The organism is Sutterella massiliensis (assembly GCF_016899755.1).
Classification (GTDB): domain Bacteria; phylum Pseudomonadota; class Gammaproteobacteria; order Burkholderiales; family Burkholderiaceae_F; genus Sutterella; species Sutterella massiliensis.
Map to the genome: position 1 here is coordinate 1 of NZ_JACJJC010000012.1, position 13568 is coordinate 13568.

General features: G+C 61.0%; 12 protein-coding genes. 4 read left to right on the top strand and 8 right to left on the bottom strand.

The window, feature by feature from the left end; all coding sequences use genetic code 11:
- The 3 genes from H6A60_RS14035 to mmuM form a co-directional block, all read right to left on the bottom strand.
- On the bottom strand, positions 1-109 hold a 109-nt coding region (locus tag H6A60_RS14035), incomplete at its 3' end, for a MerR family DNA-binding transcriptional regulator (protein WP_205103386.1).
- Between the two features lie 118 nt (positions 110-227).
- Positions 228-560: an H-NS histone family protein gene (locus H6A60_RS08055; protein WP_205103227.1), complete on the bottom strand. Its 333-nt coding sequence runs from the start codon at positions 558-560 to the stop codon at positions 228-230.
- 294 nt (positions 561-854) lie between these two features.
- Positions 855-1802, bottom strand: coding sequence for a homocysteine S-methyltransferase (gene mmuM, locus H6A60_RS08060; protein WP_205103229.1), 948 nt, complete (start codon positions 1800-1802; stop codon positions 855-857).
- Between the two features lie 140 nt (positions 1803-1942).
- Here mmuM and H6A60_RS08065 point away from each other — a divergent pair, with 140 nt between their 5' ends.
- From H6A60_RS08065 to H6A60_RS08080, 4 genes are all read left to right on the top strand, one after another.
- The gene (locus H6A60_RS08065) at positions 1943-2584 is read left to right on the top strand and encodes a GNAT family N-acetyltransferase (RefSeq protein ID WP_239477660.1); all 642 of its coding nucleotides are present in this window, start codon (positions 1943-1945) and stop codon (positions 2582-2584) included.
- 284 nt (positions 2585-2868) lie between these two features.
- Positions 2869-3018 carry a hypothetical protein gene (locus H6A60_RS08070; RefSeq protein ID WP_205103231.1) on the top strand — a complete coding sequence of 50 codons (150 nt, stop codon included), beginning with the start codon at positions 2869-2871 and terminating at the stop codon, positions 3016-3018.
- Between the two features lie 179 nt (positions 3019-3197).
- Entirely contained in the window at positions 3198-4787 is a 1590-nt protein-coding gene (locus tag H6A60_RS08075; protein WP_205103233.1) for a glutathione ABC transporter substrate-binding protein, read from the top strand.
- A gap of 249 nt (positions 4788-5036) precedes the next feature.
- The gene (locus H6A60_RS08080; protein ID WP_205103235.1) at positions 5037-6269 is read left to right on the top strand and encodes an MFS transporter; all 1233 of its coding nucleotides are present in this window, start codon (positions 5037-5039) and stop codon (positions 6267-6269) included.
- A gap of 140 nt (positions 6270-6409) precedes the next feature.
- Here the strand turns inward: H6A60_RS08080 and H6A60_RS08085 are convergent, their stop codons facing one another.
- From H6A60_RS08085 to H6A60_RS08105, 5 genes are all read right to left on the bottom strand, one after another.
- Positions 6410-7915, bottom strand: a complete 1506-nt coding sequence (locus tag H6A60_RS08085) for an FAD-dependent oxidoreductase (RefSeq protein ID WP_205103237.1) — start codon at positions 7913-7915, stop codon at positions 6410-6412.
- 388 nt (positions 7916-8303) lie between these two features.
- Positions 8304-9074 (bottom strand): sulfite exporter TauE/SafE family protein, encoded by a 771-nt coding sequence (locus H6A60_RS08090; RefSeq protein WP_205103245.1) that lies wholly within the window; start codon positions 9072-9074, stop codon positions 8304-8306.
- Between the two features lie 66 nt (positions 9075-9140).
- A complete protein-coding gene (locus tag H6A60_RS08095; RefSeq protein ID WP_205103247.1) occupies positions 9141-10676 on the bottom strand; it encodes an ABC transporter substrate-binding protein in 1536 nt (511 codons plus the stop codon).
- A gap of 251 nt (positions 10677-10927) precedes the next feature.
- On the bottom strand, positions 10928-11545 hold the full coding sequence (locus H6A60_RS08100; protein ID WP_205103249.1) for a response regulator transcription factor: 618 nt from the start codon (positions 11543-11545) through the stop codon (positions 10928-10930).
- Positions 11538-13433 (bottom strand): sensor histidine kinase, encoded by a 1896-nt coding sequence (locus H6A60_RS08105; protein WP_205103251.1) that lies wholly within the window; start codon positions 13431-13433, stop codon positions 11538-11540. Before H6A60_RS08105 ends, H6A60_RS08100 begins: the two co-directional genes overlap by 8 nt.
- Positions 13434-13568 lie beyond the last annotated feature (135 nt).

Sequence of the window (13568 nt, forward strand, 5' to 3'; positions counted from 1 at the left end):
CGCCGAATGTACGGCAGGCGACCTTGATCAGACCGCGTTGGGCCCAGCGCCTGATCGTACTGGGAGAAACACCGTAGTGCTTGGCGATAATGCCAATCGAGCAGAGCATAGAAGTCCCCCTGGTAGTTTCGGAAGACTTCTCTTCAACCAGTTTAACCCCAGTGCCGCTAAAAAAACGGGGACACGCCGATGAAGCATGTCCCCTGTTCTTTTCAGCTGCCGGCGCTTTATTCCGCAGGCTTCTCGATGCGAAGGAGCTCTTCGGTGTAGCCCTCGTCCAGGGCCTTGACGTACCAGCGCGGCGCACGGCCCGTACCGTTCCAGGTCACGCCTTCTTCATAGGGGCTCTGGAACTTCGGCGCAGCGGGCTTGCGGGGCTTGCGCGGCTTCAGAGCGACGGCGGCGCGCCCGAAACCGAGCTCTTCGGGCGTGAACTCGAACTTGCGGATAAGTTCGATGCACTCCTCGAGCATCTTGCCGCGAAGCTTCGCCATCTTGAGGTCCCAGTTCTTCTTTTCTTCGAGAAGCTCGCTCAGTTCGGTATTGAGATCGTTGTCCATTTGAGACATTCCGTTGACGTTGAAATTATTCAAGTACTCGGGATTTTACGCATACGGCGTCGTTTGTCAATTCCAATTTCGAATCCGGCTTTCGATTCGAACGAATCCTTCTGGAATCCGTTTCTCACGAATGAAAACCCCGCACCCGCGAGCAAATTCGGCATTTTTCGACATTCGAAGCGCTTATGCCGAAGGGCGGCTCTTTTCAGAGAACGTAGAGCGGGCGCAGACGGCGTCGAGATCCGTCGAGGCCGACGCACCGCAACGATCATCCAACGCACGTCACGAAACCGATCAAGCGCCGAGAAGCTTCGCAATCGTGAGAATGTCCTGCGGAAGCGTACGGCAGCAGCCACCGATGCATTTGGCGCCCGCACGCTGCCAGAGCGGTACGAAGTGCGACCAGTCGTGTCCGCCCGCGACCGGATGGTGCCAGGTCTTCGTTGCGGGATCGTACGTCTCGCCCGAATTCGGATAGACGATGAGGGGCTTCTTCGTGGCGGCGGCAAGCCGCTTCAGGGCCGGTTCGGCCAATTCCCGCTTGATGCAGTTGAGTCCCATGGCTTCAACGTGCGGATTGACATCGAGCAGCGCTGCGACCGCTTCAAGCGGCGTGCCGTCGGGCAGATGCGCTTCGTCGCCGAGCGTCATCGTCACCCAGCAAACGGCGTCGCGCCCTTCGAGCATCGAGAGAATCGCTTCGATTTCGTCGAGCCGCGGCTGCGTTTCAACGGCGAGAAGATCGGCGCCCGCATCGAGAAGCGCCTCAAAGCGCAGCTTGTGAAAAGCGACGAACTCGTCCTTCGTGAGGTTGTATTGACCGGTGTATTCGCTGCCGTTGGCGAGAAACGCGCCGTAGGGACCAATGGAGCCCGCCACCACGAGGTCGCGGGGATCGCGTTCGGGATTTTCTTCGAGCACACGCCGCTTGGCGTTGAGGCCGAGCTTGACCGAGAGGCCGATGAGCTCGGCCGCACGGTCGGCGCCGATTCCCTTTTTCGCAAAGCCGGCTTCGCTCGCCTGATAGGAGGCCGTGATCGCCGCATTGGCTCCCGCACAGAAGTAGTCGTAGTGCACGCGTTCGATGCGTTCGGGCGCTTCCACGAGCTCCTTGGCGCTCCAGAGCGAGTCGTTCAAATCGGCGCCGAGCGCCTCGAGCGCGGTCGACATCGCCCCGTCGACAACAAGTGCGCCATGGCGGTCGATGATGTCGGTCAAGGGATGTCGAATGATGTTCTGCATGGGATGTTCCTTTCTTCTCGAGCCGTTTATCGAGTGTTTTTCTGCATAAACCGGTGCCGTCAGCGTGCTGCGACAAGCGCCGTGCGCTTCTGCGGTCCGGACACAATGCCTAAAATCTTAGCCGTTTTGAGAGAGCCGCCATGCAAAACACTATGTGCCCAGCTTTTACTGCGCCGCCAACCGCCTCGATCGCGCCCATCGAAGGACCGCGCCTCACGCTGCGTCTTTGGCGCGAAGCCGACCGCGATCCCTTTCGCGCACTCAACGCAGACCCGCGCGTGATGGCGCATTTCCCAAGTCCGCTCTCGGCGGACGCGTCCGACGCGCTCATGGCGCGCATTCAAAGGGAGTTTGCCGAGAACGGCTTCGGTCTTTGGGCGCTTGACATCCGCCCGGGCCTCTCCGAATGCGCGGGGTTCTCGCCCGATCACGGCTTTGCCGGCTTCGTCGGCCTCTCGCGCCCGTCGTTTGCGCCCGAGACGGTTGAAATTGCCTGGCGGCTTGCGTTGCCGTTTCAAAAGAAGGGATTTGCCGCAGAAGCGGCGGCACTCGCGCTCGAAGCGGGCTTCACGCGCTTCGGCCTCAGAAGGATCGTCGCCTTCACGGCCGTCTGCAATGAGCCGAGCCGCCGACTGATGGTGCGGCTCGGGATGGCGTACGAGCGCACTTTTGCGCATCCTGCGCTCCAGCCCGAAGATCGGCTGAGCAAACACGTCCTCTACGTAATGTCGTGCGAGCGCTGGCACGTCGAACGGCGCCGCTTTCCGTTTTTGCCCAGTTGAGCAATTGCGCCGAGTTGGTGGTCTTTCGCCGAAATTAAGCAGCCGATCGCCCGAAAAAGCGCCGGTGAAGGTACAAAGGCGCGCCCAACTTTGTCTTCGCCGCTAGTCCTCTACGACTTTTTTATTAGCGAGAGCGCTTGCTCGAAACGCTTGCAGTTGAGAAGATGTTTTCAAGGCGCCGCCCAAGGCCAGCGAATCCAAAGCCGCAGGCCGACCGGACGGACGCTCACGATTGCTTAAAAAGCATCCCACGAAGCAACAATAACGCTGAAGGACAAGTCGCCATGTTCGTTGAAACCGATGCCCGCATCGATTGCATGCACTTCGATTCGAAGTGCAGCCTTCGTGCGTGCGCGGCCGACGCGTGCAGCGATGCATCCGCGATGCTTCAGTGCTGGTGGTGGCGGGCAACGAACTCCCGCCCTGCTGCCTGATCGCATACGCAACAGTCACGCATAAAGCTTCACAAAACCCGGGCGGGCGTTCCAAGGACGCACCGCCCGGTTTCTTACCAGCATCGAAAAGATCTTCCAAAAGCGAAACGGACGGCAGGCTCCTCGAGAACGCCAAAGAAAGCGCCCCAAACGAATTCTCGATAAAAAGGACCGCCGCCATGACAAACCGCATCAAAGAAGCTGCGCAGGCCGTTACCCGCCGCTCGAGCACCGCGCTCGTTTGCGCCGCGATCGGGGCCTTCGCTCTCACGGGCGCTTTTGCCGCCGAAGCCGAAGCCAAGGAAATCACGGTCGCGCTCTCGGCCGCCTTCACGACGCTTGATTCTTACGACTCGCCCGACACCATCACGAAGGCCGTTGGCCGCGCCGTCTACGAAGGACTCATGAAGTTCGACGAGAACATGAATCCGGTGCCGAACCTCGCCGAATCCGTGGAAATGAGCCCGGACGGACTGCGCTACGTCTTTAAGCTGCGCCAGAACGTCCGCTTTCACGACGGCACGCCTTTTGACGCCGAAGCGGTCAAGATCAACTTCGACCGCGTGCTCGATCCGGCGAACCACCTGACGCGCCGCGCCGTCTACGCCTTCATCGACCATGTTGAGGTCGTCGACACGCACGCGGTCGCCTTCGTTCTCAAGCACCCGCACGCGGGCTTTCTGCGCCGCATGGCCATGAACAACGCCATGATCATCTGCCCGAAGCACATCAAGGAATATGCGGGCACGAAGGGCCTTGCCTTTCACGCCTGCGGCACGGGCCCGTACAAACAGGTCGCGTTCAACCCGAGCGAGCGCTTTGTCGTGAAGAAGAACCCCGACTACCGCATTCCGGGACTGCCCAAGCTCGAGGGCATCACGTTCGTGCCGGTCCCCGAAAACGCCACGCGTGCGGCGATGCTGCGCACGGGCGAAGCCGACTTCATCACGACGGTGCCCGTCGAACAGATGAAGACGCTCGAAGCGGATCCGAACCTCGTCGTGACGGCGATTCCCTCGATCATGCAAAAGCACCTCGACCTCAACAACCACTTCAAGCCTTTTACCGACAAACGCGTTCGCCAGGCCATCAATTACGCAATCAACAAAGAGGCGCTCGCCAAAGTCGCCTATGCGGGCTATGCCGTGCCGCAGTACGGCATTCTCGCAAAGAACTATCCGGGCGCCGTCAACTTCGGCCCGTGGCCCTACGACCCGAAGAAAGCGCGCGAACTTCTGAAGGAAGCGGGTTACCCGCAGGGCTTCAAGACGACGCTCTGGGCGGGCTACAACGACACGACGAGCTCGAAAGTCGTACAGTTTTTGCAGCAGCAGCTCCGTCAGGTCGGCATTCAGGTGGAAACGAAGCTCCTCGAGCCGGGTGTTCGCAGCGATCTCGTTCTTAACGTGAAGGGCCCGGAAGACTCGAAAACGCGGCTCTTTTACATCGGCTGGAGCGACGGCACGCTCGACCCCGACCAGGTGCTTCGGCCGATTCTGCACAGCAAGCAGCACCCGCCCGTCTATATGAACACGGCCTATTACGCCAACCCCGAATTCGACCGTCTGATCGACGCGGCGCTCGTTGAGGTCGACGAAGCGAAGCGCCTCAAGCTCTACGAAGACGCGCAGCGCATCGCCTGGGAAGACGCGCCGTGGGCCTTCCTTCTCTTTGAAATGGCAACGGGTGCGCATACGAAGCACCTGAAAAACTTCAAGATGCTTGTCGATCAGTCGTTCGATTTTTCCGAAGCCGAATGGGTCGACTGAAGGCTGCCTGCCTCGTGTTTCTCACAACGCGCTAAAATACTGCCTTCGCTAAAAAGCCGGTGCGCCCGAACGGTGCGCCGGCCTTCGTTTTTTTCAAATAACGACCCGCTTTTCTTCCGACTTCGACCTCGAGCGGCCCGCATCTGAAAGGGGGCCGCTCACTCTTTTTCGCCGCGCACGCCAAAACGTCTCGCCGCCTCGAGAAGCCGCCTGACAAGAGGGACGCTCCCACGAGTGAGGACGCCCTACATGCCGCCACTTTTTGCGCGCAATGCCGCGCTTGAAGCGATTTTCTCAAAAACCTTCGTCGCCATCTCGCTGATCAACATGCTCGGTCTTGCGGGCTACTACGCGATTTTCGTCGTAAGCACCCGCTACCTCTCCGAGGTCTTTCATGCCTCAACGGGCACGGCGGGCCTCGCAACAGGCATCATCGTGATCGGGTGCCTTGTCGGGCGTTTCTTCACGGGCAGCATCGTTCACCGGGCGGGCTACCTGCGCGTTCTCACCTGCGGCGTGCTCCTTTATCTCATCACGAACGCGTCCTACTTCTTTGCTGATTCGCTCGCGCTCATCTTCCTCGTTCGCTTCGTTTCCGGCATTGCCGTCGGCATGATCGGCACGGTAACGGGCACGATCGTGGCACTCATTGTGCCCGCGCAATACCACGGCCGCGGCATTGCGTATTTCTCCATGAGTACGGCGCTCGCGCTCTGCTTCGGGCCCTTCATCGGGATTGCGCTTTTGGGGTCTCTCGGCTACAAAGGAATCTTTGCGATCGGCACGGGCCTCGCGTGCCTGAGCCTTGCGCTGCTGCCGCTCGTGCGCGTTGCCGCACAGCGCAAGCACGTGCCGCACAAGCTGACGCTTGCCGACTTCATTGAGCCGAAGCTCATCCCCTTCAGCCTCCTCGTCTGCGTCACGTGCCTTGCCTGGGGCAACATTCAGGCCTTTATGGGCGCGTACGCCGAACACTTTGACGTGGTTGCCGCCGCTTCGCTCTTTTTCCTTATCTACGCGATCGCGATCCTCGTCTCCCGTCCCTGGTCGGGCAAGATCTACGACGCCCACGGTCCGGCCGTCATTCTCTATCCGGCCTACGTGCTCCTCACGATCGGTCTCGCCATTTTGTGGCTGTGGCCTTCGAGCATCACGGTGCTTGCCGCGGGCGCACTTGCGGGGCTCGGCTTCGGCAACTTCCAGTCGGTCGCCCAGGTGAGCGCCATTTCGATGGTCGAGCGCGAACGCTACGCACAGGCAACGAGCACCTTCTACATCTTCTTTGACCTCGGTCTCGGCCTCGCCCCCTATTTGGCGGGCACGTTCGCACCGATCCTCGGCTACGACGGCATCTTCGGCGCCAACGCGCTCATCGTCCTCCTTTGCTTGGGCTGGTACGCCGTGCTCGAACGCACGGGACGCCTCTCGAAGCGCCCAGCACGCGGTCAGGCGGTCGACTTCTCGAAGACCAAGGCCGATTAAGCAGAACGGCGACCAAGCGGCGCAGGTCCGCTCGACGTGCGCCGCCCACAAAAAAGCACGCAGCGATTCAAAACTGCGTGCTTTTTCTATTGAGCCGTCATTGGCGGAATCCGGACAACAACGGATCCCGCCAAGCGCTTTTACTTGCCGAGCGCCGCACGCGCAGCGTTTTCGCCCGCAATGCGCCCCGACGTGTAAGCGATGCCAAGCCCCGTACCGGACGTGTAGACGCGGTTGTAATACGGGCGGTTCATGACTTCGCCGCCTGCGTAGAGGCCCTTCACGGGCGTGCCGTCGGCACGAACGACTTCAAAGCGGTCGTTCACCTTGACGCCGCCCATGGTGCCGCCCGTCTGCGGAATGACGCGCACGGCATAGAAAGGCGCCTTGGCAAAGGGCTTCAGGTACGCCGCGGGCTTGCCGAACGTCTTGTCGACACCCGTCTCGCAGGCCTTGTTGTACTCGGTCATCGTGCGCTCAAGCGCTTCGCCGGGCACGCCCATCGCTTCGCCGAGTTCACGCCACGTATTGCCCTTGGCGGCAATCTTCGGGTCCTTGCACTCGTTCAGAAGGGCCGCATTTTTTGCGTTCGAGCTGTCGACGATCGCCCAGGCAGCACCCTGCATCGCGACGGGATCCGTGAGGTACGGCAGATCTTCGTTTACGAAGCGTTCACCCTTTTCGTTCACAAAGACGCGGTCCTTGTACTTGTCCTTCGATGTATACGTTTTCGAGAGTTTCGGGTCGAGGCTCGACACATAGAGTCCGATCACCCAAGCGTCGTCATACATCACGCCGCCCGCGTCGACGGCCATGCGGATGCCGTCGCCCGTCGCGCCCACGGTCGCGACCGACTTGTCAACATAGGGCGCGTACGCGGGAACAAGCTTTTCCATCATTTCGCGGCTGTGCGCGAAGCCGCCCGTCGCGAGAACGACGGCCTTGGCGGACACTTCGTAGCGGTTCTTCCCGTCATGAGCGCGCACGCCCGCAACGGCGCCGGACTTGTCGAGAATGAGACTGTCAACGGGCGTCGACGTACGAACGGGCACCCCGGCCTTGTCGAGATAGAGCTTCAGATTCTTGATGACAAAGCGACCGCCCGCGGGCGAAGAGCCGCGACCGGATGCCGGCACGGGCGACTCTGCGGGCGCGTGCGCATAGTTGGGGCCGCCGTAGCCGAAGGGGCGGGGCTTGGCGAACGGATGTCCGATTTCGGATTCGAGCCAATTGACGGTATCCGTAAAGGCAATCGTCATCGAGCGAACGAGCTGCTCGTCGGGATAAGCGGGGTTGCCGCCCTTATAGGAGCGCTTCTGGTCGTCAAGCCAGATTTTCATGAAGCCTTCGGGCGTCGTGTCCTTTTCACCGGCCTTGGCTTGTGCGTTGGAGCCGCCCGCCGCGATCGCGCCGCCCGCAAAGGCGGAGCTGCCGCCAATCATCGCAAGCTTTTCAAACACGATCACCTTGGCGCCGGCACCCGCTGCGCTCGCAGCCGCCGCCATACCGGTGCCACCCGCGCCGACCACGACCACATCGGCCGTGAGTTGCTCCAGCGGGAGCGTCGCCGGATCGACACCGGCCTGCGCGCAGGCGGCAACGATGCCCGCGGCAAACGCAAAAGCGGTTTTCTCGAAAATCTTCATGGTTCTCTCCTCTACGTTCGGGGCGTCTTCGCTTGGTCGGCGACTTCGACGACCAAGCGGCGCAGTCCGCCCTCGCGAAACAATTGCCTTGCATTTTCGCTCGGCGCCCAGTTTGCAGCCCATTCGAGAGAACCATAAGGTCAAGCTGTTGCACTCGTTCCCGGCAACTTTTGCTCTGCAGCAACCGAAACGAATCCGATAGGCCGATCCGCCCCGCTTGACGCAATTGGGTCTGGCGCCGCCAAGCCGAGAGATCGCCGTTTCGACTGCGCTCCGTCACAAAATCGTGATCGTATTATGGAAATTTGGCGATATTTCCATAATACGTTATGGAAATTTTTCGACCGACTGTCGCCAAAAACCGCCTAAACACCTGTCTGCCAGGCTTTCATGGCTGTCCGGCAAAATAGTTCCAAGCCGTCTTGGCAAAAAGCATCAAGAGCACCACGCCGATGATGGGACGCACGATTTTCGAACCGTTTTTGAGCACCAGCCCGGCGCCGATGTAGTGCCCGGCGATACCGAAAGCGCCCGCAGCAAACCCGAGCACCCAGTCGACTTCGCCGGCCATCGCAAACATGAGGAAGGCGGCAAGTCCGCTCGAAAAATTCGTGATCTTCATCTGTCCGGCCGCGTCGCGTACGGCAAGGTGCGCAGCTGCCGAGAACAAAATCAGCATGAAGGTACCCGCACCCGGTCCGTAAAAGCCGTCGTAGGCGCCGCAGGCAAAGGCGCAGAGCGCGAGGAGCCGGCGCTGACGCTCGGGCGAAATCGCGTGCACATCGGGTTCGAGCGTTTTCTTGCGCATGACGGCCACGGCCGCAATCGGCAGAAGCGCGATCAAAATGATCTCGAAAACGGACTCGGGCACGAGGAGTGCGCCGCGCGCGCCAGCGAGGCTCCCGACGAAAGCCGAAACGATCGGCACGAGCGCAAGCCGCATGTCGATGAAGCCGCCCCGATAAAGGCGCCAGGTCGACATCGCCATGCCGAGCCCGCTTGAAAGCTTGTTCGTGCCGATCGCCAAATGCGCGGGGACTCCTGCCATCAGGTAGGCGGGCAGCGTAATCAGGCCGCCGCCCCCCGCAATGGCGTCGACGAGGCCGCCCAAGAACACGAGCGGACAGACAATGGCAAGCGTGAGAAGATCGGTTTCCATTTCGAGTTCTTCGTTTTTTGTTTGTTCGAAGCGGGACTGGCAGGCGGACGAACGCACGCCTCAAGCCTAAGGCTGCGCGTTTTTGCGCCAGTAGGCGCGCACAAAGTCAAAGTCCGCATTCGCATAAACGTCAAACGCTTCGAGCCCCGTTCGTCGGCCCGAAGCCGCATTTTCGTAGACAAGGAAAACGGCGGGCACATCCGACCAGATGGTGTGCTGCAGCGTGTCGTAAAGCGTCGAGCGCTTCGCTTCGTCCGTCTCGGCGAGCGCCTCGTCCAAAAGCCGATCCACTTCGGGGTTCGAATAGTAGGCCGTGTTCTGCAGCACAGGCGGCCACTTTCTCGAGTCGAAAATCGGCCGCAGCCCCCAGTCGGGTTCGGACGCGGAATTGGACCACCCGGTGTAGTAGAGACGGTTGGGCGCACGGGCAGGAACTTTATTGCCCGTCACGAGCGCGCTGCGCTCGCCCGACTCAAGGAGCCGCAGCTTCGTGTCGATCCCGACAGCGCGAAGCTGCTGCTGCAGAAACTGCAGTACGCGGCTTGAAGTCGCGTCCGGATAGGCCGACCAGAGCGGCAGCGTGAGACGCTTGCCCTGCACCCCTTTTGCAACGGCATAGCCCGCTTCGCGCAAGAGCGCCTTGGCGCGCTCGCGGTCAAACGGCCACGGTCCGAGGCGAAGGGCCCCGGGAATGGCCTCGGGCAGAACCCCTTCGGCTGCCCGTGCGTCGCCGCCGAACGCCACGCGAGCGAGCGCCGCCTTGTCAATTGCGTACGCAATCGCCTGACGCACTCGAAGATCGTCCAAGGGAGGCGCAAGCATGTTCATCGTGAGGAACCGCGCTTGAACCCCTGGAACAACTTCAAGGCGCACACTTGGACTTTTCAGAAGCATGCGCTTTTCCTCGAAGGGCACGGGAAAGACAAAGTCGGCTTCGCCCGTTCGAAGCATCGTTGCGCGCGTGTGGTTTTCCGGAACGACGAGCCACGTGATGCGGTCGAGCTTCGGGAGCTCCTTGATGCGGTAATCGGTATTTCGTACGACCTCGAACACCTCGCCCGGCACAAAGCGCTTGAAGCGAAAGGGCCCCGTGCCGCAGGCAAGCGTCTCGGGGCGGCCTTTATCCCATTGCTCTATGGCGCTCGGGCAGATGATGGCGGCCGACCCCGTCGCGAGCTTCGCGAGGAAGCTCGACGTAGGCGACTTCAGAACGAAGCGCACGCTCAGGGGATCGTCCGTTGTTTCGACGCGCTCGATGAAGCTGAAGACCTCACGGCGCTTCAGGGCGTTCTTTTTGTCTAGAAGGCGCTCGAAAGAAAGCTTCACCGCACGCGCGTCAAGGATCGAGCCGTCGTGAAAGCGCACGCCCGCGCGCAGCCTAAATTCGTAAGTCCTGCCGTCCTCGGAAATCACCCAGGACTCGGCGAGCTGCGGGCGCACGTCAAGCGACTCATCAAAAACGACGAGACTCTCGAAAATGGACTTCCCGACGTTGCGCGTCATCGCGTCGACACTGTCGGCGGGGTCGAGCGTCGTCACTGCCGAACCGATGGCTGCGACGACGCTGTTGTCCTGCGGATGCGCTTCCAAAGCGGGCGACAAACCGGCGAAGGCCGCACAGAAGATTGCCGCCCTTGCAGCCCGAAGGGGGGCCTTAAAAAAAAGCTGCGACAATGCCGGCTGGCGGCTCGTAAGCCATAGGGCGCAGAAAATTCGGGAAATGACCATCTCGGAGAAGCGCTTCGATAGAAATAACGCCCGCAAAAAACGGACGGATCGGAAACGATAGCGAAGCGCGTCCCGAAAGGCAAACGTCGGCTCTCCGTGCGGCTCAACAAAGGCTCGACACCGAATCAAATCTTTCCGCGCTCGATCAGTACCGTGAGCGGCGCGAGTTCCGCAACATTGTGCACACCGAGCTTCTTATAGGCTGCCTGTCGGTGAATGTGCACAGTTCGATCGGAGATGCCGAGGCGCGCCGCGATCTCGCGGTTAAGTCGTCCCTTGGCGACCTCGGTAATCACGGTCCGTTCGCGTGCGGTGAGCGCCTCAAAGTTCGCGCGCCAAGCCGCCTCGTCGATCGGGCAGGCTCTGCGGTCGAGGTCCTCCTGCACGACAGTCGCGATGGCCGTCAGCAAGCGCTCGCTTTCGACGGGTTTTTGGATGAAGTCCTTCGCGCCGAGCTTCAAAACATGGACAGCCATGTCGATGTCGCCGTGGCCGGTCAAGAAGATGATCGGCAGCGGATAGTCGCGCGCCTTCATCATCGCCTGCATTTCGATGCCGGTGATGTCAGGCATGCGCACGTCAAGAATGAGGCAGCCCGGGCGAGACGGCATGTCGCCCGCGAAAAACGCACGTGCCGAGTCGTAAGCGGCCACTTCCCAGCCTTCCATCGAGAGCATGAGTTCGATGCTTTGGCGCTGGTCTTCTTCGTCATCAACGATCCGGATAAGCGGTTTCTCAATCATGTTTATTGTCTTTTTCGGCAATTGTCTTCTTCGGTTGCAGGCGCGGCAGCGCAACTGAAACGCAGAGTCCCGGATCCGCCCAGCGCGCTGCGAGACTGCCCGACGTGCGCTCGACAATCGTCCGCACGATGAGTAGCCCCAGGCCGAGGCCGCTCGCTTTGCGGCTCGCGAGCGGCGTTGTTGCGAAAAATCCCACGTCTTCAGGCTTCGTCTTTACGGCATTGTCCTGCACCTCAATGCGTACGCGGGCGTCCTGGGCTACAACGCAAACGCGGATGCAGGGCTCGTCCGTGCCTTCGAGCGCTTCAACGGCATTTTTCACGAGGTTCGTGAGGAGAAGTTCTATTTCGAGCGGATCAGCTGGCACTAGAAGCGGTTCCTCGGGCCACTCGCACGCAAAGCGCACACCCGGGTGCTTCATCGACTGATCGCGCACGACCGTTTTGGCCGCTGCCGTGACGTCGACGGGCAGGTGCACGATCTCGCGGCGCTTCACGTACACGCGCACGTGCTGCACGATTTCGGACGCTTTGACGCACTGCCGACCGATGAGCGCCAACGCTTTTTCAACGGGAGCGGGCGGCGGTTCGTTTTCAAAATAGCGCTCAAGCGTGCGGATGCTGCTCGTGATGGCGTTCAGGGGCGCGTTGAGTTCGTGCGTGATGAGGCTCGACATGGCGCCCACGACACTCACCTGCTCAAGAAGTTCTTTCTGCCGCTCGGCTTCCCGCGCCGAAGCGACGGCTTCGCGCTCCTTGCGCATGGCGTCTTCGAGCTCTGCGGTTCGCTCTCGAATAAGCGTGCGGCAGCGCCAGCTGTGAAGCATGAGACCGGCGACAAAAAGCGCGAATGCGAAGAACCCCGGCCAGTAGCGCTCGACAAAGTCCGAAACACTTCTGACGCGCAGGTACTCGTAGGGACCGCGCTTCAAGTCGCGGTAGAGTTCGTCAACCGAAACGAAGTCGGACACAACCGCCCAGGAGAAGCCTTCGCGCGTCGCAGGCATGCTTAGAAGGGCCGCCGTCACGTCGCGGCTTACCTGCCAGGGCGCGCGCGACGTCGATACGATCGTCCAGTTGGGAAAGAGCGCCGTCGAATGCGCGCACGCAAGCGACGCCGAATCGTTTTTAAGCCCAACGGGACGGAATTTCTTCGTGAATTCGGGGTCTTCGGCCACGAGCTCTTCCCACGTGCAGGCGCGCGCAAAGGCAACGTCGCCCTCGCCGGCTTCCACCGCTTCAAGAAGCCGCCGCATCGGCGAGCCGCCCTGCACGAAAGCGCTGAAAAAGTTGTCGGGATCAAAGCCCTGCGCGTGGATTTCCGAGAGCGGAATAAAAAAGCCCGTGAAGCCCTCGCGCCAGCTCACGACGCCGCGCTTGCCCTGCATGTCGGCCACACTTTCGATGGGCGAATCGTTTCGTACGATGAAAACAGAGCCCGAGCCCGTGTTCGGGTCCGGCGCTTCGGGCGTCGTCATCGTCACGAGGTCGCGCAGCCCCCGATGGTAGACACGGCGATAGAAACCCGAACTTGCCAAAAAGATGTCGAGTTCCCCCTGCTTCACAGCCGTCTCGAGGTCGGCGACAGCATAGCTGCGCACTTCAATGCGGTATTGCGGCAAGCGGCGCGAAAGGTAGAGAAATGTCTCGGCGAGCGCCCGACGCTCGGCATTGGAGAGACTGCGGTCGGTCGTGCCGATGCGAATGAGGGGCGGCTCGACGGCCGAGGACGACTCGCGGATTTGCGCAGCAGCGGGCGACGGCGGCGCCGAATGCGACAACGCCGGCGCACTCGCGCGAGCAGCCTGCACCGGAGAATCGTCGCCGAGCGCCGAAGCAAGAATGAAACCGGCGAAAAGGAGAGAGAAAAGTCGCAGTAGCTTCCGCATTCGGCTGAGCATTTTCTCGAGTGATGCCGTCCGAAGAGCTGGCACATCGTTCGGACGGCGTCGATTGAAGTCCCGCGAGTCGGCTGTGCTTAAAGCACATGCGGCACATGCGCTGCGCATACCGACTCGACCCGA